This window comes from Bacillus sp. TE9106W (assembly GCF_054062215.1).
In genome coordinates, this window is the sequence record NZ_JBSSFA010000010.1 from 1 (window position 1) to 20,515 (window position 20,515).

23 protein-coding genes are annotated in these 20,515 nt (G+C 33.2%); 20 read left to right on the plus strand and 3 right to left on the minus strand.

Annotated features, from left to right (window positions below; genetic code table 11):
- Positions 1-205 precede the first annotated feature (205 nt).
- The 3 genes from pbpC to ACVWY7_RS17860 all read left to right on the plus strand — a co-directional run bounded on the left by pbpC (position 206) and on the right by ACVWY7_RS17860 (position 3,900).
- On the plus strand, positions 206-2,191 hold the full coding sequence (pbpC, locus tag ACVWY7_RS17850; protein WP_001227218.1) for a penicillin-binding protein 3: 1,986 nt from the start codon (positions 206-208) through the stop codon (positions 2,189-2,191).
- 242 nt (positions 2,192-2,433) lie between these two features.
- A complete protein-coding gene (locus ACVWY7_RS17855; RefSeq protein ID WP_000170034.1) occupies positions 2,434-3,069 on the plus strand; it encodes an FMN-dependent NADH-azoreductase in 636 nt (211 codons plus the stop codon).
- 111 nt (positions 3,070-3,180) lie between these two features.
- Positions 3,181-3,900: a lysophospholipid acyltransferase family protein gene (locus ACVWY7_RS17860; protein WP_000616590.1), complete on the plus strand. Its 720-nt coding sequence runs from the start codon at positions 3,181-3,183 to the stop codon at positions 3,898-3,900.
- A gap of 41 nt (positions 3,901-3,941) precedes the next feature.
- On the opposite strand, the gene trhA is transcribed toward ACVWY7_RS17860, so the two are convergent.
- Positions 3,942-4,598, minus strand: a complete 657-nt coding sequence (trhA, locus tag ACVWY7_RS17865) for a PAQR family membrane homeostasis protein TrhA (protein ID WP_000136894.1) — start codon at positions 4,596-4,598, stop codon at positions 3,942-3,944.
- A 213-nt stretch (positions 4,599-4,811) separates the two neighbouring features.
- Between trhA and ACVWY7_RS17870 the strand changes: the two genes are divergently transcribed.
- From ACVWY7_RS17870 to ACVWY7_RS17885, 4 genes are all read left to right on the plus strand, one after another.
- The gene (locus ACVWY7_RS17870; protein ID WP_000492443.1) at positions 4,812-4,997 is read left to right on the plus strand and encodes a twin-arginine translocase TatA/TatE family subunit; all 186 of its coding nucleotides are present in this window, start codon (positions 4,812-4,814) and stop codon (positions 4,995-4,997) included.
- Positions 4,998-5,039: 42 nt separating this feature from the next.
- Positions 5,040-5,783, plus strand: a complete 744-nt coding sequence (gene tatC, locus ACVWY7_RS17875; RefSeq protein WP_000390125.1) for a twin-arginine translocase subunit TatC — start codon at positions 5,040-5,042, stop codon at positions 5,781-5,783.
- Between the two features lie 342 nt (positions 5,784-6,125).
- Positions 6,126-6,377 (plus strand): DUF2535 family protein, encoded by a 252-nt coding sequence (locus ACVWY7_RS17880; protein ID WP_000629012.1) that lies wholly within the window; start codon positions 6,126-6,128, stop codon positions 6,375-6,377.
- Positions 6,378-6,529: 152 nt separating this feature from the next.
- On the plus strand, positions 6,530-7,372 hold the full coding sequence (locus tag ACVWY7_RS17885; protein WP_003266758.1) for a DegV family protein: 843 nt from the start codon (positions 6,530-6,532) through the stop codon (positions 7,370-7,372).
- Between the two features lie 199 nt (positions 7,373-7,571).
- Here ACVWY7_RS17885 and ACVWY7_RS17890 read toward each other — a convergent pair whose 3' ends face one another.
- The gene (locus ACVWY7_RS17890) at positions 7,572-8,546 is read right to left on the minus strand and encodes an MBL fold metallo-hydrolase (protein WP_001129606.1); all 975 of its coding nucleotides are present in this window, start codon (positions 8,544-8,546) and stop codon (positions 7,572-7,574) included.
- Between the two features lie 335 nt (positions 8,547-8,881).
- Here ACVWY7_RS17890 and ACVWY7_RS17895 point away from each other — a divergent pair, with 335 nt between their 5' ends.
- The gene (locus tag ACVWY7_RS17895) at positions 8,882-9,469 is read left to right on the plus strand and encodes an SCO family protein (protein WP_000833353.1); all 588 of its coding nucleotides are present in this window, start codon (positions 8,882-8,884) and stop codon (positions 9,467-9,469) included.
- Positions 9,470-9,511: 42 nt separating this feature from the next.
- On the opposite strand, the gene ACVWY7_RS17900 is transcribed toward ACVWY7_RS17895, so the two are convergent.
- The gene (locus ACVWY7_RS17900; protein WP_001288087.1) at positions 9,512-9,973 is read right to left on the minus strand and encodes an Hsp20/alpha crystallin family protein; all 462 of its coding nucleotides are present in this window, start codon (positions 9,971-9,973) and stop codon (positions 9,512-9,514) included.
- A gap of 217 nt (positions 9,974-10,190) precedes the next feature.
- Here ACVWY7_RS17900 and asnB point away from each other — a divergent pair, with 217 nt between their 5' ends.
- The 12 genes from asnB to ACVWY7_RS17960 all read left to right on the plus strand — a co-directional run bounded on the left by asnB (position 10,191) and on the right by ACVWY7_RS17960 (position 20,409).
- On the plus strand, positions 10,191-12,092 hold the full coding sequence (gene asnB / locus ACVWY7_RS17905; RefSeq protein ID WP_000333816.1) for an asparagine synthase (glutamine-hydrolyzing): 1,902 nt from the start codon (positions 10,191-10,193) through the stop codon (positions 12,090-12,092).
- A gap of 93 nt (positions 12,093-12,185) precedes the next feature.
- On the plus strand, positions 12,186-12,545 hold the full coding sequence (locus tag ACVWY7_RS17910) for a GNAT family N-acetyltransferase (protein WP_000627513.1): 360 nt from the start codon (positions 12,186-12,188) through the stop codon (positions 12,543-12,545).
- A gap of 48 nt (positions 12,546-12,593) precedes the next feature.
- Positions 12,594-12,923, plus strand: a complete 330-nt coding sequence (locus ACVWY7_RS17915) for a hypothetical protein (protein ID WP_000094414.1) — start codon at positions 12,594-12,596, stop codon at positions 12,921-12,923.
- Positions 12,924-13,149: 226 nt separating this feature from the next.
- Positions 13,150-14,004: a phosphatase PAP2 family protein gene (locus tag ACVWY7_RS17920; RefSeq protein ID WP_000247173.1), complete on the plus strand. Its 855-nt coding sequence runs from the start codon at positions 13,150-13,152 to the stop codon at positions 14,002-14,004.
- A 138-nt stretch (positions 14,005-14,142) separates the two neighbouring features.
- Positions 14,143-15,105 carry an ABC transporter substrate-binding protein gene (locus ACVWY7_RS17925; protein WP_000198723.1) on the plus strand — a complete coding sequence of 321 codons (963 nt, stop codon included), beginning with the start codon at positions 14,143-14,145 and terminating at the stop codon, positions 15,103-15,105.
- Positions 15,106-15,236: 131 nt separating this feature from the next.
- Positions 15,237-16,112 (plus strand): D-amino-acid transaminase, encoded by an 876-nt coding sequence (dat, locus tag ACVWY7_RS17930; protein WP_073524202.1) that lies wholly within the window; start codon positions 15,237-15,239, stop codon positions 16,110-16,112.
- A gap of 98 nt (positions 16,113-16,210) precedes the next feature.
- Positions 16,211-16,858 carry a nitroreductase family protein gene (locus tag ACVWY7_RS17935; protein WP_001990511.1) on the plus strand — a complete coding sequence of 216 codons (648 nt, stop codon included), beginning with the start codon at positions 16,211-16,213 and terminating at the stop codon, positions 16,856-16,858.
- 259 nt (positions 16,859-17,117) lie between these two features.
- The gene (locus tag ACVWY7_RS17940; protein WP_000713488.1) at positions 17,118-17,606 is read left to right on the plus strand and encodes a hypothetical protein; all 489 of its coding nucleotides are present in this window, start codon (positions 17,118-17,120) and stop codon (positions 17,604-17,606) included.
- 67 nt (positions 17,607-17,673) lie between these two features.
- Positions 17,674-17,928, plus strand: a complete 255-nt coding sequence (locus ACVWY7_RS17945) for a hypothetical protein (RefSeq protein ID WP_001061030.1) — start codon at positions 17,674-17,676, stop codon at positions 17,926-17,928.
- A 111-nt stretch (positions 17,929-18,039) separates the two neighbouring features.
- Complete coding sequence (locus ACVWY7_RS17950; RefSeq protein WP_000816782.1) at positions 18,040-18,588, plus strand: cysteine hydrolase family protein; 549 nt, start codon at positions 18,040-18,042, stop codon at positions 18,586-18,588.
- 191 nt (positions 18,589-18,779) lie between these two features.
- A complete protein-coding gene (locus tag ACVWY7_RS17955; protein ID WP_001245063.1) occupies positions 18,780-19,217 on the plus strand; it encodes an Hsp20/alpha crystallin family protein in 438 nt (145 codons plus the stop codon).
- A 298-nt stretch (positions 19,218-19,515) separates the two neighbouring features.
- Entirely contained in the window at positions 19,516-20,409 is an 894-nt protein-coding gene (locus ACVWY7_RS17960) for a mechanosensitive ion channel family protein (RefSeq protein WP_456523883.1), read from the plus strand.
- Positions 20,410-20,515 lie beyond the last annotated feature (106 nt).

Consider the following 20,515-nt stretch of genomic DNA (forward strand, 5'->3'; position numbering starts at 1 on the left):
CACGTACGGTTTGATGAGGGGAAACTGAAACAGAAAAGGGATGGCAAAGCCACCCCTAAAGAAAATATAATCTGTTTCAGTTTTCTACTCTACTATCCATCAATATAGGTTTATAGATGAGATTCGATAGTGCTATAATGAAAGGTAGCATGTGAAAATGCTAAAATTTTCAAGAGTATTAACATAGAAAGAGGAGGAGAATCGATTGAGAAAGATATGGGGGATTCTTTTTCTTTGCTTAACATTCATGTTAGTCGGATGCGGTAAAGAAGAAAAACCACAAGAAGCATTTGATACATATGCAAAAGCATGGAATAAACAAAAATTTGCAGAAATGTATGATCAATTATCAGAAAAGGCGAAAAAAGATATTTCAAAGAAAGAATTCACTGAGAAATATGAAAAAATTTATTCTGGCATTGAAGTGAAAAACTTAAAAGTGGAAGCAGGAGAAGTAAAAGAAGATAAAAAAGATGAAGGTCCTATTCCTTTTAAAGTAAGCATGGATACAGTGGGTGGAAAAATCAATTTTGGCCATGAAGCAAAAATGGTGAAAGAAAAAGATGGAGATAAAGAATCTTGGAAAGTAGATTGGACTCCTGACTTTATCTTCCCAGGTATGACGAAAGATAGTAAAGTGCGTATGCAAACGACGCAACCGAAGCGCGGAGAAATATATGACCGTAACGGTAAATATCTTGCGGTAAATGGTAAAGCTTCTGAAATTGGATTGGTTCCTGAAAAATTAGGGGATGCAGCTCCGCAAACGAAAGAAACGGTAGCGAAGTTACTAAATATGTCTGTCGAAGAAATTGATCAAAAACTAGCAGCTAAATGGGTAAAACCAAATTACCTAGTACCAATTGGAATATTGCCTGAAGGAGCAACACAAAATACGTACATAGATTTACCCGGTGTTGCAACAAAGCCAGTAAATGTTCGTTCATATCCATTAGGAGAAGAAGCAGCACATCTTACTGGCTATATTGGAAAAGTGAATGCTGAAGATTTAAAAACGCTACAAAAGAAAGGCTATCAAGCAGATGATCCAGTAGGTAAAGCTGGTTTAGAGCAAGTACTGGAAGAAAAGCTACGCGGTAAAAAAGGTGGTCGTGTCTTCGTAGAAGATGCACAAGGAAAAGAAATTAAAAATTTAGCAAAAACAGATGCTGTTGATGGAGAAAATGTAACTTTAACGATTGACAGTGCAGTTCAAAGCGAAATTTATAATGAAATGAAAAATGAGGTAGGATCAAGTGCAGCAATTAATCCAAAGACTGGAGAAACACTTGCACTTGTGAGCACACCAGCTTATAACCCAAATACCCTTACAAGAGGGGCGTCAAAAGCGCAACGTGATGCGGTAAATAATGATCCGAAAAAACCGATGACGAATCGATTTACACAATTATCAGTTCCAGGTTCTGTATTTAAGCCTATTACAGGTGCAATTGGTCTTGAAACGAAAACAATTGATCCAAAAGAAGAGTTGAAAATTGAAGGATTGAAATGGACAAAAGATTCTTCTTGGGGTAATTATTATGTAACGCGTGTAAAAGATGCAAATCCAATTGATTTTGATAAGGCGATGAAATACTCGGATAATATTTATTTCGCACAAGAAGCTTTGAAAATCGGAAAAGATAAGTTTATGAGTGAAGCGAAAAAATTTGGATTCGATGAGAAATTACCAATTGAATATGGATTCCCAGCTTCTAAAATCGCAAATGATGGTATTAAAAATGATATTCAAATGGCAGACACAGGTTATGGACAAGGGCAAGTATTAATGACGCCACTTCATCTAGCGTTAACATACGCACCAATTGTTAATGACGGAAACATACCTTCTCCATATATTATTAAAACAGATAAGCAACCAAAAGTTTGGAAAGAGAATGTCATTTCAAAAGGCAATCAGGATATATTAAAAACTGCGATGACGAAAGTAATTAATGATCCAGATGGTACAGGGAAAATTGCTAAAATTGATGGTATGACGCTTGCTGGAAAAACAGGTACAGCGGAATTAAAAGTATCAAAAGAGGCTGAAGGAAAAGAACTAGGCTGGTTCGCTGCATTTGATTTAAATTCACCAGATATGGTCATTACAATGATGATTGAAGATGTAAAAGGTAGAGGCGGAAGTAATATCCCGGCTGAAAAAGTAAAACATGTATTTCAAAAATAATATGTAATAAAAGACTAGCTCTATAATTTGTAGAGCTAGTCTTTTTATATGAAGAAATTCTTGATATTTGTATACTTAATTTTAAGGAAACAAAATAAATCATTAACTTACGAAAAAAAAGTAGCTATTTTTTATTGACATCGAACGTAACTTTTTATATTATACTTACATAAGGTAAGTTATTTACTTTCAAATTATAAATCTCAAATTAAAGATAAAATGTAGAAAAGGGAGAGAATACAATGACAAAAGTACTATTCATTACAGCAAATCCAAATTCAGCAGAAGGTTCATTCGGAATGGCAGTAGGGGAAGCTTTCATCGAAGCTTATAAAAATGAACATCCACAAGACGAAGTTGTAACAATTGATTTATTCAACACTACAGTACCAGCAATCGATGCAGATGTATTCACAGCTTGGGGTAAATTTGCAGCAGGTGAAGGATTTGAAGCTTTAACTGAAGCTCAACAACAAAAAGTTGCAGCAATGAACACAAACTTAGAAACATTTATGCATGCTGATCGTTATGTATTCGTCACTCCAATGTGGAACTTTAGCTATCCACCAGTAGTAAAAGCATACTTAGATAACTTAGCAATCGCGGGTAAGACATTCAAATATACTGAAAATGGTCCAGTTGGCCTATTAGAAGGTAAAAAAGCACTTCACATTCAAGCTGCAGGTGGCGTTTATTCGGAAGGAGCATACGCAGCTGTAGACTTCGGTCGCAATCACTTAAAAACAGTATTAGGGTTCATTGGTGTAAATGATACTGAATATATTGCAGTTGAAGGTATGAATGCAAACCCTGAAAAAGCACTAGAAATTAAAGAAGCAGCAATTGCTAATGCTCGTGAATTAGCAAAACGTTTCTAATATATCATACTTAAAAATGTCCAAACACTTGTTGTTTGGACATTTTTTCTTCTTTTTCCTTCGTTTGTCTAGTATAATGAAGGTCGGAATGATAATAGGTGGGGGTTCTGTATGATTCAAACGTTTTTTAAAATCTTTTATTTAATTTTAATCGTAATTGCGATTACACCGAGAATGTGGCGTCTTAAAAGACAAGTAAATACGATGTCGCCACAAGAAAAAGATAATGCTGTGTACAAAACGACAAATTGGTTTGGTAAGAAAATGGTACGTGTAGCTGGGGGAACAGTAGAAGTGAAAGGACTTGAAAATGTTCCGAAAGACAAGCCGGTACTAGTTGTAAGTAATCACCAGAGTAATATGGATATCCCTGTTTTACTAGGTTATTTAAATAAACCAATTGGCTTCGTTTCAAAGGCAGAGATTAAAAAGTTTCCAGTTGTACCAACTTGGATGGAACTTATGAATTGTGTATTTATGGATCGTAGCGATCGTCGTCAATCACTTCAAGCGATTAAAGATGGAATTGAATTATTAAAGAATGGGCATTCTATCGTAATTTTCCCTGAAGGAACGAGAAGTAAGGGTGGCGAAGTTGGAGAGTTTAAGGCTGGGAGTTTTCACCTTGCTGTAAAATCTGGTGTAGCAATCTTACCTGTAACATTAGATGGGACATATAAAATGTTTGAAGCGAATGGAAACCGTATGAAGTCAGCTCGTGCAACAGTAACAATTTCTAAGCCGATTACACCTGAAGAGTATGCGAATATGGATATTAAAGAGTTAACAAAGTATACACAGGATGTTATCGCATCACAATTACATAAATAATAAAAAAGGTTTCAGCTTATATTAAGCTGAAACCTTTTTTATTATGCTGTAGGTAAGACGTAAAAGAGTACGCAGAAGAACATCATTGCACTACCACCTAATACGAAAAGATGCCAAATGGCATGATTGAAAGGTAACTTTTCCCAAAGGAAGAATATAGCTCCTACAGAATATAAAATTCCACCTGCTAAAAGTAGTGAAAAACCATGTCCAGTTAGATTTTCATAAAGTGGTTTAATAGCAACGATTATGAGCCATCCCATTATGATATAACATAGAGTTGATGCCTTAATAAATCGACGTACAAAGAAAATTTTGAAGATGATACCCCCGATTGCTAGTGTCCATATAATTGCGAGTAACGTCCAACCTAATGGTCCACGAAGCGTAATCAGTAAAAAAGGAGTATATGTGCCAGCGATTAATAAATAAATGGCTGAGTGATCTAGTATAGTAAATAATTTTTCTACTTTTGGATGGTGAATGCTATGTAACAATGTCGAAAACAAGTACAGTAAGAACATGCTTACACCATAAACAGTAAATGCAACTACAGCTGATGCGGTACCATGCTTAGAAGCATGAATAATCAATATGATTAAGGCAGGGATGCTTAAAATGGCACCGATACCATGTGTTATTGCATTTGCAATTTCTTCTTTTACAAATTGGGTCATTCGTGTCATTTTTTCAGTCATAATGCCAATCCTTTCTACTATTATAAAATAATATGTCGTTTCCCTTACCATATCATACACAAGGGCAATAGAAAATGAAATTTGTATAATTGATTATATTTTTGAATTTTTTTGACAAAAGCCAATGGATTTGTTGACGTTTTCAAACTTTTTTGACAAAATAAAATTATGTAATAGTAGGACAAGGAATCTACTAATAAAGGGGATGGAGAAATGTTTTCAAATATTGGCTTTCCAGGATTAATTTTAATTTTAGTAGCTGTACTTATTTTATTTGGGCCTAAAAAATTGCCGGAAATCGGAAAGGCTTTAGGGGAAACGTTAAAAGAATTCAAAAAATCAACGAAAGAATTGACTGATGATGCATTTCAAGAGAAGGAAAAGAAAGAAAAAATGTAATGAATTTTCCTCGTAATGGATAAATAAAGTGTGGTGAACGAGATGGAAGATCGGGAAATGAGCGTCGTAGAACATATAGTTGAGCTTCGCAAAAGAGTAATATATACAGTGCTATCCTTTGTACTATTTTTAATTATTGGGTTTACTTTTACGAAGGATATTTATTTTTGGCTTGTCAAAGATTTACCAATGAAATTAACTGTTCTCGGTCCAAGTGATGTATTGTGGATTTTTTTCTCGATTGCTACAGTATTTGCTATCGTTTGTACAATTCCTTTTGCTGCTATACAAATTTGGCTATTCGTAAAACCGGGTTTACATCCAAATGAACAAAAGATGACAGTCATGTATATACCGGTATTGTCTATATTATTTATTGCAGGTTTATGCTTTGGATATTTCGTTGTAATGCCGTTTTTATTTCATTTTTTAACTACGATAGGTAATGAAATGTTTAATACGATGTTTACGACAGAAAAGTATTTTCATTTTGTTCTTAATTTAACAGTTCCATTTGCTGTAATTTTTGAATTGCCAGTAGTAGTAATGTTTTTAACGAGTATTGGACTATTGACGGCAGAATTTCTAATAAAAATAAGAAGGTATGCTTACGTAGCATTGATTATCATTGCATCGTGTATATCACCGCCAGATTTTTTATCTCATAGTTTAGTGGCAGTACCGCTTATTTGTATTTATGAAATTAGTATTGCTTTATCAAAGATTGTTAGTAAGCGAAAAAAGAAAAGAGAAGATGAAAGCCAGTCGAAAAGTGCCGCGTTATAAAGGCACTTTTTTTATTTATTTGTTATACTCTAGCTATAAACGTATACAATATAGAGAAGAAAAAAATTATAGAATCTCCAAAATTTAGACAAACTTTGCGCTTTTATAAGTTTATACTGAACATATTAAGCAATTTACGGATAACGAGTCCTCGTCTGATTGGATATGTAGGATGGGGGATGGGTTAGGTGGAGATGAATTGATTATAAAACTTCTAACCATAAGGACTACAGGGATTGTCTAAGGGTACTTTTGTATTCATAGGAGTCTCCACTTTAAACAACGTGTTACAGCGTAAAGTAGAGGAAGTTCAAAAATCCAATGAAAAAGAGGATTGATATTGTGATTACGAAAAGTTTTTATTTCACTCATTCAACAGGGGATTGTATTAAAATATTTGAAATCCCTGTCCTACAGGCGCAGCATCCATTATCGTTTCTAATTCAGTCTCGTCTTCAATTATTTATTGCAAAAATTCAAAAACAAAAACATCCAAGATTTTCGTATTCTTTCCGTGAATATTTACAAAATTGTTTGAAGTGGAATGATTATTTAAATGTATATAAAACAAATACTCTTGAAAAAAATGCATGATATAGAGTGTGGACAGGGTCAAGAGCTCTGTCTTTTTCATTTTAGATATAAAAATATAATTAATTTGATTAAATTTCGTTCCAAATTGTTGAAAGCAATGGGAATACTAGTATAATAACAAGGAGAGCGTATTGGAAAGGGAAGAATATAATATGCAAAAAATTAAAATTGTAACAGATTCAACGGCAGATTTATCACAAGAGGTAATTGAGAAGTATGACATTCATGTTCTACCATTATCAATCTCTGTAAATGGACAAACATATTTAGATCGCGTTGATCTACAACCAGATGAATTTATTGAAGAAATGATTAAATCAGAGGAACTACCAAAAACATCACAACCGGCAATGGGTACATTTGTAGAAATGTATGACAAGTTAGGTGAAGATGGAAGTGAAGTACTTTCCATTCATATGACAAGTGGAATGAGTGGTACTGTGGCAACTGCAAATAGTGCTGCATCAATGACCGACACAAAAGTAACAGTTGTTGATTCGCAATTTATTACACATGCTTTAGCATATCAAGTAGTTGAAGCTGCGAAAATGGCAAATGAAGGACGCTCACTAGAAGAAATTTTAAAACGTGTAGATGAAGTGAGAAAGAATACTCGTTTATATGTAGTAGTAGATACATTAGAAAACTTAGTGAAGGGTGGACGTATTGGTAAAGGAAAAGCATTTATCGGTTCGCTGCTTAATATAAAACCAATTGCTAGCCTTGAAGATGGTGTTTATAACCCTGTAACGAAAGTGCGTAGCCAAGGTCAAATTGTAAAAACGTTAGCTAAGTTATTTGAGGAAGATACAGCTGGAAAAGTTGTAAAAGCCGTGGCAATTCCACATGCGAAAGCAATTCCTTTAGCTGAAAATGTAAAAGCGGCTGTTGAAAAAGTGAGTGGATTTGCTCAATCAGAAATTTTCTTTACAACGCCTATTATTAGTACTCATACAGGTCCAGGTGCAATCGGATTTATGTATTTAGCAGAGTAATAAAAAAAGCTACTTGAAATTTATTTCAAGTAGCTTTTTTATGTGAATAGAAAGTAAGAAATAAGAAGGGCTATACAGGCACTCCCGCTAATGATATAGCGAGTCTGTAAATATTCATTCATAGAAAACACCCACTAATTAAAGTTTCACTTTATGATTTTCTATATTATATGTTGGATATAGAAAATAAGTAGTTACGTTATACATGTAATGTTTCAATTTCTTCATTCATTTTCTTAGCATGTGTTTCGTTATTATAAGTGAAAGTTTGACCTAAAAAGAGTACATGCAGTTGTTCCCACGGTAACATACGTAAATTCCAATTATTTCGAAGCCTTGTTATTGCCTCGCGAGGTGTTTCATCAGCGAGTGCAAAAGCCCCGTAATGCATTGGTATAAAGTGTGTAGCATGTAAATCTAAATAGGCTTGCACTGCTTCTTCAGGTGAAACGTGGGATACTTTCATAAACCACTCTGGTTCATAAGCTCCAATTGGCATAAGGGCAATATCAATTGAAAAGCGTTTGCCAATTTCTTTGAAGCCTTGGAAATAACCACTATCTCCGCAAAAATAAATGGTTTCCTCCATATTGTCATTCTTAATAATCCATCCACCCCAGTGAGATGTATTCATATCAAATAATGATCTTCTCGTCCAGTGCTGAGCAGGTACGAAGTGAAAGGAAACATTATCAATCGTCGTACTTTCCCACCATTTATACTCTTCTACATTGTTGAATTTTTTACGAGTAAATAATTTTTTTAACCCGATGGGCACTAAGTATAATACGTCATCGTTAAGTTGGCGAAGTGTTGAAAAATCTAAGTGATCATAATGACCATGTGAAAGAAGAACGATATCAATTTTAGGTAGTTCTTTTATAGAAAGTCCAGGTTCTGTAAGTCTTGGGACTAATTTTAATTTATTGGCCCATACTGGATCCGTTAATATATTAAGTCCATTCGTTTGGATAAGAAAAGTGGAATGCCCAATCCATGTGACAGTCGTTTTTTCAACATTATTTTGCAAAAATGCACTTTGTTTAATGGGTGATTGTTCTACTAAGAAAGAAAAATCTTTTTTGTTTTGCTTTCGTTCTTTACGCCAGCGTATAAAAGAGCGAATTGATTTTTTTGTGCTAACATTATCCATATTTTCATAGCGCTTTGCCATGAACATCACCTCATTTAAAATCGTTGTAATTATATTGTACCGAAATGTTGTTAAGGAATACAGTGTATAACATGGATGAATGTTTAAGTAATTGTAAAAAAATAGAGGGGTGCATTTACAAAAATAACAATAAAATTAGTTTTGCAACTTCTATTTAGAGAAATAATAGTGAAAAAATATATTTTGTCTAGTAATTCGCTTGAAATAAAGAAGTAACATACGTAAATTCGTACGATTTCGTGAACAAATGTAGTAAACAATTTTCTCGTAGTGTTAACTTTTGTTATGATAAACATAACCTATTTAAATTTAGGATAGAGAAAAGAGGTTTATAAATGAAGCGTTATCAAAAAGTAATTGGTCTTATGGTTGTATTTTGTCTCTTTGTACTTGCTGGATGTAGTGGATCAGGTTCAAAGCTTCGTAAACCATTGAATTGGGATTTAGAAACTTTCCAATTTACAAATCAAGATGGAAAACCATTTGGTACAAAAGATTTAAAAGGGAAAGTTTGGGTTGCAGATTTTATGTTCACAAACTGCCAAACAGTTTGTCCGCCAATGACTGCTAATATGGCAAAACTGCAAAAGATGGCAAAAGAAGAGAAATTAGACGTTCAGTTTGTTTCGTTTAGTGTAGATCCAGACCTAGATAAGCCAGAGAATTTGAAGGCTTTCATTCAAAAGTTTACAGAGGATACTAGTAACTGGAATTTATTAACGGGGTATTCGTTAGAAGATATTACAAAGTTTTCAAAAGATAATTTCCAATCACTTGTAGATAAACCTGAAAATGGTCAAGTGATACATGGTACGTCATTTTATTTAATTGATCAAAACGGAAAAGTAATGAAAAAGTACAGTGGCATTAGTAATACGCCGTATGAGGACATTATACGTGATATGAAGCGATTAGCAGAATAAAAAGAAGGGTGCATATTATAAAGCACCCTTCTTTTTTTTACATTAGTCTATGGATAAAATGTCATGTTGCTGTGGAAGTTTTGGCGCCCGAATTTCTAACACGCCATTTTGATACGAAGCTTTTGCTGCTTTTTTATTAATGGAGTACGGTAATTTAATTAATCTGGATGCTTCTGAAATAGAACGTTCTCGGCGATAATAGTTATGGGATGTTTGCTCTTCTTCTTCCAGTATCTCTTCTTTTACAGAGACTTTTAAGTATTCACTTTGTATTTCGATTTGAATTTGTTCTTTTTGTATACCTGGTAGTTCAGCTGTCACAACGAGTTCTTCACCAACTTCATATAAGTCTACAGGGAATGTTAATAAACGGTTTCCTTTTTGGAAAAAATGATTTAAATCAGCGATTACATTACGAAGTGGTGTTTGCTCGAAGAAATCATCAATTTGCTTTAAATAATTACGAACCGGTGGGCGAGAAGAGTCTTTTTTTTCTTCACTCATAATATTCCCTCCTAAAAATCAATTTGCAATATCATATGACAAAAGCGGAGAAAGGTGAGTGCCTAGTTTTCATGTTTTCATAAAAAATTGTTAAAAATGTGAAATGGAGTGATTTTTTTATAGTTTTTGGTCGCCATATTCAGTTGATTATGCTAGTATAAATAGGGTTGATATAGTAGTATAGAGACAGAATGAAAACTGAAAGAGGGTAAGAAGTATGTGTGGTTTTGTAGGATGTTTATGTGAAAACCCTAGAGAGTTTTCAGAAACAGAAAAACATCAATTTGAAAATATGAACACGATGATTTTCCACCGTGGTCCAGATGACGAAGGATATTTTCGTGATGAACATGTACAATTTGGCTTCCGCCGTTTAAGTATCATTGACTTAGAGGCAGGACATCAGCCGCTAACTTATGAAAATGATCGATATGTAATTATTTTTAATGGTGAAATTTACAACTATGTAGAATTACGTGAAATGTTACTTGAAAAAGGTGCAACGTTTGCAACGCAATCTGATACAGAAGTTATCATTGCATTGTATGCACATATGAAAGAAAAATGTGTAGACTACCTTCGTGGTATGTTTGCATTTATGATTTGGGATCGTGAAGAGAAGAAACTTTTCGGAGCACGTGATCACTTCGGTATTAAACCTTTATACATCGCACAACAAGGTGATACTACATTCTTCGCATCTGAGAAGAAAAGTATTATGCATGTGATGGAAGATAAAGGCGTTAATCCAACGTCACTACAACATTACTTTACGTATCAATATGGTCCAGAGCCAGAAACATTAACAATTGATGTTAATAAAATTGAGCCTGGTCATTATTTCGTGAAAGAAATCGGTAAAGAGATGGAAATCCATCGCTACTGGAAACCTTATTTCAATGCTTCAAGTGCAACGAAAGAGGAACATATCCAAGCGATTCGTGATGTGTTATATGATTCAGTAAAAGTGCATATGCGCAGTGATGTACCAGTAGGTTCATTCTTATCTGGTGGTATCGATTCATCTATTATCGCTTCTATTGCAAGAGAAATGAATCCAAATCTTTTAACATTCTCTGTTGGTTTTGAGCAACGTGGTTTCAGTGAAGTTGATGTTGCGAAAGAAACTGCTGAGAAATTAGGCGTTAAAAACCATAACGTATTCATTTCAGCGAAAGAGTTTATGGATGAGTTCCCAAAAATCATTTGGCATATGGATGATCCTTTAGCAGATCCGGCAGCTGTACCATTGTACTTCGTTGCAAAAGAAGCACGTAAACATGTAACAGTTGTTCTTTCAGGTGAAGGCGCAGACGAGCTATTTGGTGGTTATAACATTTACCGTGAGCCAAACTCATTAAAAATGTTCTCTTACATTCCTAGCCCAGGTAAGAGCGTTCTAAAAGCATTAAGTGGTGCTCTTAAAGAAGGCTTTAAAGGAAAGAGCTTCCTAGAGCGTGGATGTACGCCAATTGAAGAGCGTTACTATGGAAACGCGAAAATCTTCCGTGAAGAAGAAAAAGCTGAATTAATGAAGTATTACAATGAAAGTGTTAACTATATGGATATCACGAAACCATTGTATAACGAAATTAAAGATTATGATGATGTAAGTAAAATGCAGTACATTGACATGTTCACATGGTTACGCGGTGACATTTTATTAAAAGCTGATAAAATGACAATGGCGAATTCATTAGAACTTCGTGTACCGTTCTTAGATAAAGAAGTATTCGATGTTGCATCTAAAATTCCAACTGAATTTAAGATTGCTAACGGAACTACGAAAGCTATTTTACGTGAAGCAGCACGCGGAATCGTTCCAGATCACGTATTAGATCGTAAAAAACTTGGATTCCCAGTACCAATTCGTCACTGGCTAAAAGATGAAATGCATGATTGGGCTATTAATATTATAAACGAAAGTAAGACAGAGCATTTAATCGACAAACAGTATGTATTAAACTTACTGGAAGCACATTGTGCAGATAAAGGCGATTATAGCCGTAAAATTTGGACTGTACTTGCGTTTATGGTATGGCATCAAATTTATGTTGAGCATAAATACGATACGAATAAGTTCCACGAAGAAACGAAACGTGCGTATAGCTTAGTTTAATTAGAAAAACCTTAAGATCGCATACGGTCTTAAGGTTTTTTTCATAAATAGGACGTATTATTGATACAATAATAGTAAAAGGATGGACAACATATGATTACGTTTGAAAAAGTAACTGTAGAAAATGAAAGCGTTGTTAAAGAAATGTTTCACTCACATAGTTTAAGTGAGAAACAGGTACAGTATTGTGTGAAAGTCGATGATACATATATTGGTGTAATAGATTATCGTGTTCAAGGGGAGACTGCGGTTTTATCTCAGTTAATTATTCACTTTGATTATCAAAGTTACGGTTATGGAACAAATACGTATTTTACATTTGAAACAATGATGAAAGAAAGAAATGTGAAAGAGATAAAGGTATTACAAACGGAATTAACAGAACAAGCAAAATCTTTCATTGAGAGCTTTGGTTTTAATGAGGAAGATGGAAAATATGTGAAGAAAATATAATGATGAGTACTTATGCAGGATAAATATAAGGCAGGTGGATGTATGACAATGAGTTCTGGTCTTGTATTAATTGGAGGGTGTTTCCTAGTAGCAGAGCTAAGTCATAAGTTTATTCGAAAAAGAATGAATAAGAAGAGAAAGCCATATGAATTACAATATGCCCCAGTGTTTTTCCTTTTGTTTTGTATGCTACTTACATTACAAAGCATAACGAATTTTCCGCCGCTTTTAAATGTTTTTTTAAAGTTCGGTTTGCTGTATAGTACCACTGGAATAGCCCTTTTATTTCTTTTATTTTGCACACGTTATATTCACTATCAATCGTATATATTTATATTAAATTGGTTAAAGCAAAATGATAGCAACCGCCTTACATAAGGGCGGTTTTTTTGTAATTGTAATGGCTTTGTATATAAAGCTCAAAATTCCATTGAAATTTATAAAAATGATTAGAGGATTTAACATATTATCTATTTTTAGTATGTGGTACTATATATTCTTAATCTGTAACGTAAGTAGGTGTATAAATTTGAAATGTTAATCAACTAGTTTATATGAAGTGCTGACAAATAGCAGAAGGAATTTTTTGGAGGTATCGTTTTTTATGGTTAATATTGATATGTTACTTCTTGAATGGATGACGAGTTTCGAAGGACGTGTCCTTACAACATTTTTTAAACTTGTATCTAGTCTTGCAAATGAAACGTTGTATTTAGTTATTATTTCGTTTTTATATTGGTGCGTTTCTAAAAGAAAAGCATTTCATATGATTGTTATGCTTTGTTTCTCTGGGTATATAGGGATAATGGTAAAAGAATTTATGAAAATCCCACGACCGTATACATATGACGGAATTGAAGCTTTATATGAAAAATCAGCCGCAGGTTATTCTTTTCCAAGCACACACGTCCAATTATCGACAACATTTTGGGGCTCATTCATGATTTTATGCAAAAAGAGAATCGTTTGGATCATTGGTATTATTTTTATTATATTAGTTGCTATTTCTCGTCTATATTTACGTGTACATTGGCTCAGTGATATAATAGGTGCTGTTTTATTTAGTGTCATAGTTGTTTATTTATATACGAAGGTAACAATGGAATTAAGTGATAAGAAATTTATATTGTTACAACGAATTATATTGGCTGTTTCAATCATTATGTATGTTATGACAAGCCAAGTAGATAATCTTAAATTACTAGGAGTTTTAACAGGTTCTACGATTGGTATCATGTTAGAGAATCATTTTATTAATATGAATGAAAGTAATGATTTTAAAATGCAAGTGGTAAAAACAGTATTGGGCCTAAGTGTCATGCTAATAATGCAGTTTATACTAAAAAAAGTAATACCTGATATGTATTATTTACGTTATGCAGTGACTGGAATTACAATTACTTTCTTATGTCCATTTATTTTTCATATGTTACGATTAAAAAATGTGAGTAGCAAATAAGTAAAAAAATAGTTTGAATAAAAATGAGGTCTAAATTATATATATTGAAAAAGTTTTCTGATATATCTATTGACAATGTATGAGAGATACATTAATCTTTAAAATGTAAATGATAATCAATTTCAACTAGGAGGACTTATGACACGCACTAAAAATATGCTTATATTTTGCATTATGCTACTAACAATCATAATCGCAGGGTGTAGTAAAGAAGAGAAGAAAGAAAATGATACATCAGCTAAAGCGAAAGATTCGTATACGATAAAACATGCAATGGGCGAAACGACAGTGAATGGTACGCCAAAAAGAGTTGTTGTTTTAACAAATGAGGGTGCTGAGGCACTTTTATCTGTTGGAGTAACGCCAGTTGGAGCGACGAAACCAAGAGCTGGCGATGAATGGTATTCTCATTTAGCGAAAGAGTTAAAAAATACAAAAGTAGTAGGAACTGAGCGTGACATTAATTTAGAAGCAGTAATGAAGCTTCAGCCGGATTTAATTATCGGAAATAAAATGCGTCACGAAAAAATATACGAGCAGTTAAAAGAAATCGCGCCAACAGTATATGCTGAAACATTACGCGGTGATTGGAAAGAAAACTTCACACTTTATACAAAAGCTGTAAATAAAGAAAAAGAAGGACAAAACGCTCTTAATGATTATAAAAAGCGTATTGCAGGAATAAAAGAAAAATTAGGTGATAAAGTTAATTCTAAAGTTTCTATTATTCGCTTCGTCCCTGGTGATGTTCGTATTTATCAAAAAAATTCATTCTCAGGTGTTGTATTAAATGATATTGGATTTAAACGACCACCATTACAAGATAAAGATGAATTTGCAATTAAAGGAATTACAAAAGAGCAAATTCCAAATATGGACGGGGATTATTTATTCTATTTCACATCTGATAAAGACGCGGATAAGAATAATGAAGGAAATACATTAGCAAAAGAATGGACAGAAGATCCACTATTTAAGCAACTGCAGGCTTCTAAAGATAATAAAGTATTCCAAGTAGATGAAGTGATTTGGAATACAGCAGGTGGTATTGTAGCTGCAAATCTTATGTTAGATGATATTGAAAAATATTTTCTGAAGTAAATGAATAATCGAGTGCATCACTTTAAATAGGTGATGCACTTTTTATTTTATTAAAATACAGAAAATTCCTTCTTTTGAGTGTGGATAAGTTGTACAATTAAAATAATCATGGAATAAAGGAGTGGGAATAAATGAAAGCTACTCATAAAGATTGGATTTTATTTAACGGAAGAATTGTAAATACGAAGGAAGAACAACCGATGATTCCATTAGAGGAGAGAGGCTTTCAATTTGGTGATGGTATATACGAGGTATTCAGACTATATGATGGGAAGCCACATTTATTAGATTTACATTTAGAACGACTCTTTCATTCTATGGAAGAAATAAAATTGATTCCACCATTTACTAAGGAAGAGTTGGCGGAAGAGTTACATCAAATGATTGAAAAAAATCAATTTCAAGAAGATGGGAATGTATATTTGCAAATATCAAGAGGCGCTCAAGCACGTAATCATGTATATGAATCAAATATGCAACCAACATATTTTGCAAATATTGTTGCGTTTCCACGACCAATTGCTACTATGGAACAAGGAATAAAAGTTACTGTAGAAGAGGATATACGCTGGAAGTTTTGTCATATAAAATCTTTAAATCTGCTACCTAATATTATGATTAAAAATAAAATAAACGAACAAGGCTATCAAGAAGCGATATTAGTGCGAGATGGAATTGTAACGGAAGGTTGTCATTCAAATTTCTTTATGGTGAAAAATAATAAATTGATTACACATCCGGCTGACAATTTCATTCTACACGGCATTACACGTCACTATGTTATTACATTAGCGAAAGAGTTACATATTGAAGTAGAAGAAAGAGAATTTTCACTTCAAGAAGTATATGAGGCCGATGAGTGCTTCTTCACAGCGACACCACTTGAAATATTCCCAGTCGTTCAAATTGGTGACGAGCAGTTCGGAAACGGAGAAAGAGGGCCAATTACAAAGAGACTCCAAGTTGCATATGAAGAAAGTATTAGTTTGTTTAAAGTTACGAACTAATACCATGAAAAAAAGCTGGTATTCCTCCAGCTTTTTTTCATGATATAATTCAAGCATAGGACAAGATTTGAAAACGCTGTAAAAAGGGGATTTAAGGTATGAATTATGAAGATTTTAAAGAAGTAATTCACGGTAGACGAAGTGTTAGAAAGTTCACAGAGCAAGAAGTATCCACTAGTGATATAAAAGAAATTATTGATTGTGCTCGTTATGCACCGAGTGATACAAACTCACAAACTTGGGAGTTCTTGGTCATTATGAACCGAGAAAAAATTAAAGAAATTGAACAAATGACATGGGATGCATTACATAAACTTGCGACAAAAGCTGCAGAAAACGGAGAAGAGAAAGCAGGGAAATTACTTACACGTTCTTTCGGACCATATGCAACAGCTTTCTCGGAGGCACCAGTATTAATCGTATGTTTGGCAACGCCATATGAATCAAAGTTTCGTGAAAAGATATTTGATCCAATTGCTTTTGTTCCAAATTCAGTTTGGGAAGAAGAAGGAATTAAAAGTAGCTGTTTAGCGGCACAAAACTTAATGTTGGCTGCACATGCGAAGGGGCTTGGTACTTGCCCGATGACAGGACCTGTATTATTAGCTCAAAATGAGTTACGACAATATTTACAAATTGAGCCTGAAAAACAAATAAATATGGTTATTTCACTCGGTTTTCCGAAGGATAAACCGAAGAAACTTCCAAGAAAAGAAGTAGATGAGATTACAACGTTTGTTTTTTAAAGCCCAAAATAAAAAGACATTGAATGAACAATGTCTTTTTATTTTGGGCAGGTATGTAATTAATCTGTTAGGTTAAAATGATAGATAAGAGGGAATTACTATTTATTTCATAAAAAAAATTAATGTTCTATTAAGGAAAGTATGATACATTAATCGTGAGCAAGATTCTATTTGTTCATGAAAGTGTTAAAAGTAGTCTTAAAATTTAAAAGTTATTTTTGTATAATAAATTATAATGAAATGACAGGGGGGATGAATTTTGAAAAAATTCATAATCACTGGATTGTCTGTATTGTTATTAGTTGGTTGTGGTGCTCCAAAGGAAAAAGAGGGTACACAATCAAAGCCGGAAGAACAAGTTGTAAACGCAAGTAATGAGAATATAGTTGTATTTCCTGAAGGAGCAGTGCCAGTTGGAGAAGGAAAAGTGAAAGTTATTACTCCAGATGGTACTTCTGAGAATGGTAATATACCAACCGTATTCATCAAAAAGGATACTTTAATTCAACACGTTGAATTAGAGCTTTCTAATTTTCAAAATGATAAAGAAACATTCGTATTTGTAGATCAAGTGTATGCAGATAAACATCAAGTAACTAGTACAACACAGACAACAGTACAATTAAAAGAAAAGACGCTTGAAACAGGTAGTCATACAATTACTGCAGTTCAGTATGAAAACAATGACCCGAAAGGAAAGGTTATTAGTTTTAATCAAGCAACATTTGAGACAAAACCTGCATCTTAATAAGGATAAAAAGTACATTACTCAAAAAAAGTAGTGTGCTTTTTTATTTGGATTAGAGTATGGAATAGTGAATAACTTGTTTCGTTTTCAAATACGATTAAATAGAAAGAAATCACTTATTACTTCTATGATAGAGGAAGAGGTTGAAGATGTGAATCGGTGTATTCGTATCGTCTTGATGAGTATGATGATGGCGGTATTTTGGTTTACGATACAAGAGGTGATTCAAGTTACGCTCAATTATCAAATTCATGACTTATTAATAGGAGCTCTTTGTTTTACCATTGTTTATCTATTATATGATAAACTCGGACTAAGGTAATTTTCAGAAGAAAAATGTAGGTATTTCATTTGAAATGTCGAATAGTACATACGATGTCGTAATAACAAATTTTCTATTGTTTACTGTGAAACAGGAGAAGGAGAGATAGTAATGAAACGAGCTCTTATAAATATTGATTATACATATGATTTTGTAGCGGAAAAAGGTGCTTTAACTTGCGGAAAACCCGGTCAAGAAATTGAGAAAGAACTTGTACATATAACGAAGCGATATATCGAAAATGGAGATTACGTTGTCTTTGCTATTGATAAACATGAAGAGAATGATGTATATCATCCTGAATCAAAATTATTCCCGCCTCATAATATAGCGGGTACAAATGGAAGAGATTTGTTTGGTGAATTACAAGATGTATACGAAACATATAAAGATGATGAGAATGTATATTACATGGATAAAACACGGTATAGTGCATTTGCAGGAACAGACTTAGAGATGAAGTTAAGAGAAAGAGGAATTGAAGAGGTTCACCTTGTAGGGGTATGTACTGATATTTGTGTTCTTCATACAGCGGTAGATGCTTATAATAAAGGGTTTAAAATTGTAGTTTATGAAAAGGCGGTTGCATCTTTTAATGCGCAAGGGCATGAATTTGCACTTGGACATTTTAAATCTTGTTTAAACGCAGAAGTGAAGTGAAAAAAGAGGCCTTTAAAAAAGGTCTCTTTTTACGTTTAAATTGAGACGAGGTTTTGCTCAATTCTTTTTTTTACTTGGTAAAATATACATCAAAAAAGGTCAAACAAAATCTTTGACCTTTTTTGACCAAATGTTATAATAAAGACAGAAAGATATAATCTTTCATTCATAAACAATAAGGAGGAAAAAATATGCGTAATTTATTTCCAGAAATAACAAAACGTCAAAATGGTATTTTTGATTTTGGACCTTCTTTATTAGAAGGGATGACAGATGCTTTCTTCAAACCGATGAACATGGATACTTTTAAAGTAGATGTTCATGAACAATCTGATAAATATACAGTGAAAGCAGATTTACCAGGTTTTCAAAAAGAAAACATTCAAGTTGAATTTGAACAAGATGTATTAACGATTCAAGCAACTAATCATAATGAAGTAGAAGAAAAAAATGAGAATGGCACATATATTCGTAAAGAACGTTCTATAGGTTCTGTAACTCGACGTTTTAGTTTTAAACAAGTTGAGGAAGAAAATGTTAGAGCGAATTACAAAGATGGCGTGTTGACAATTGAATTGCCAAAATTGAAAGAAGAAAAAAACAGTAAAACAACAATTAATATTGAATAAAAGAGCTGATAAATTCAGCTCTTTTTTGTACTTCTTTAATACATAAGTTAGTTGAAATCAAAATGAGCTGATACAGTTTTAACGTTAAAAAAAATTTTACTATTAGCTCCCCTTACGTTATTAAAAAGGGTATATTTAAAGGGAAAGGAAAAGAACATCTAGACATACTGTTGAAAGTGAAATAGTAATAAAGTCAAAATACATAGTAAGGGTAGCGGCATTTTAGAGTAGGATAATAGATTTTTCTAGAACAAACTGAGACGATTATGAATTTTTTAATTAGTAAGGAAGTGGTTAGATGAGTTTATTAACGTATACTGAAGAATTTTTTAATTATGTAAGGGAGTTTTTGCTTTTAAGATTTTTACTATTTGCTTTAGTGCTGATCATTATTTCTTTTGTAATAAACCGCATTATTGATTGGTTTTTTAGGAAATCAAGCTTTTTTGATGAAGAGGTAGAGCAAACGATTCAAAGTGTGATTCGATCTATTTTTAGATATATCATTATCATCAGTCTAATCATATATTTAATTAGCCAATTTGTAGATATAAAAAGTATCATTGCAGGTGCAGGGATAGCAGGAGTTGTTATCGGTTTTGCTGCACAACAGATGCTGAAAGATGTTATATTAGGCTTTGCGAGATTAGCGGACAAAGAGTTTCGTGTTGGCGATTTTGTTACATTTAACGGAACAAACTCAGGAACGATTGAGGAAATTAGTATTCGTTTTATGCAAATTCGTGAATGGTCAGGAAAACTCCTTACCATACCACATGGAGAGGTTAGAACGATACAAAATTTTAATAAAGGCTGGATGCGAGTAATTGAACGGATTACAGTAAGTTATCAGGAAGATCCTACAAGAGTTAAGGAATTGTTAGAGGAAGTTTGTGTTAATTGTAATGAAAAATTGGCCCCAAGTCTTTATAAAGTAGAGGATGAAGCTGTTGAACCTTTTAAATATGTAGGTGTTACAGATTTAAACCCGAATCTGAAATACGTTGGATATGAATTTTGTATTACAGGTTTAATAAAGCCAGAAGATTATTTTGAAACTTCTAGACAAGTAAGATTTGAATTAATGTCTATGTTCCATAAGAATCAAGTACAAATGCCAGCAGCAAATATGCTTGTTACTACTGAAAGTTTACAGCATACCCATGGTGGACAATCTTTATCGGACAGCTAAAGTAGAACAGTTTATTGACGGAAATTTCGTTTTCAACATTGGAATAATAATAAAATGATTGATTTAAAAAAAGAGCTGAAGGAATTCAGTTCTTTTTAATTTGTAT

Bases quoted from the DNA above. Each gene is read 5' to 3' on its own strand.
- ACVWY7_RS17960 (WP_456523883.1), top strand. From the start codon at position 19,516: ATGAGTTTATTAACGTATACTGAAGAATTTTTTAATTATGTAAGGGAG.
- ACVWY7_RS17855 (WP_000170034.1), top strand. From the start codon at position 2,434: ATGACAAAAGTACTATTCATTACAGCAAATCCAAATTCAGCAGAAGGT.
- asnB (WP_000333816.1), top strand. From the start codon at position 10,191: ATGTGTGGTTTTGTAGGATGTTTATGTGAAAACCCTAGAGAGTTTTCA.
- tatC (WP_000390125.1), top strand. From the start codon at position 5,040: ATGGAAGATCGGGAAATGAGCGTCGTAGAACATATAGTTGAGCTTCGC.
- ACVWY7_RS17955 (WP_001245063.1), top strand. From the start codon at position 18,780: ATGCGTAATTTATTTCCAGAAATAACAAAACGTCAAAATGGTATTTTT.
- ACVWY7_RS17950 (WP_000816782.1), top strand. From the start codon at position 18,040: ATGAAACGAGCTCTTATAAATATTGATTATACATATGATTTTGTAGCG.
- trhA (WP_000136894.1), bottom strand. From the start codon at position 4,598: ATGACTGAAAAAATGACACGAATGACCCAATTTGTAAAAGAAGAAATT.
- ACVWY7_RS17915 (WP_000094414.1), top strand. From the start codon at position 12,594: ATGAGTTCTGGTCTTGTATTAATTGGAGGGTGTTTCCTAGTAGCAGAG.
- ACVWY7_RS17925 (WP_000198723.1), top strand. From the start codon at position 14,143: ATGACACGCACTAAAAATATGCTTATATTTTGCATTATGCTACTAACA.
- ACVWY7_RS17935 (WP_001990511.1), top strand. From the start codon at position 16,211: ATGAATTATGAAGATTTTAAAGAAGTAATTCACGGTAGACGAAGTGTT.
- ACVWY7_RS17910 (WP_000627513.1), top strand. From the start codon at position 12,186: ATGATTACGTTTGAAAAAGTAACTGTAGAAAATGAAAGCGTTGTTAAA.
- dat (WP_073524202.1), top strand. From the start codon at position 15,237: ATGAAAGCTACTCATAAAGATTGGATTTTATTTAACGGAAGAATTGTA.
- ACVWY7_RS17870 (WP_000492443.1), top strand. From the start codon at position 4,812: ATGTTTTCAAATATTGGCTTTCCAGGATTAATTTTAATTTTAGTAGCT.
- ACVWY7_RS17920 (WP_000247173.1), top strand. From the start codon at position 13,150: ATGGTTAATATTGATATGTTACTTCTTGAATGGATGACGAGTTTCGAA.
- ACVWY7_RS17900 (WP_001288087.1), bottom strand. From the start codon at position 9,973: ATGAGTGAAGAAAAAAAAGACTCTTCTCGCCCACCGGTTCGTAATTAT.
- ACVWY7_RS17890 (WP_001129606.1), bottom strand. From the start codon at position 8,546: ATGGCAAAGCGCTATGAAAATATGGATAATGTTAGCACAAAAAAATCA.
- ACVWY7_RS17860 (WP_000616590.1), top strand. From the start codon at position 3,181: ATGATTCAAACGTTTTTTAAAATCTTTTATTTAATTTTAATCGTAATT.
- ACVWY7_RS17895 (WP_000833353.1), top strand. From the start codon at position 8,882: ATGAAGCGTTATCAAAAAGTAATTGGTCTTATGGTTGTATTTTGTCTC.
- ACVWY7_RS17885 (WP_003266758.1), top strand. From the start codon at position 6,530: ATGCAAAAAATTAAAATTGTAACAGATTCAACGGCAGATTTATCACAA.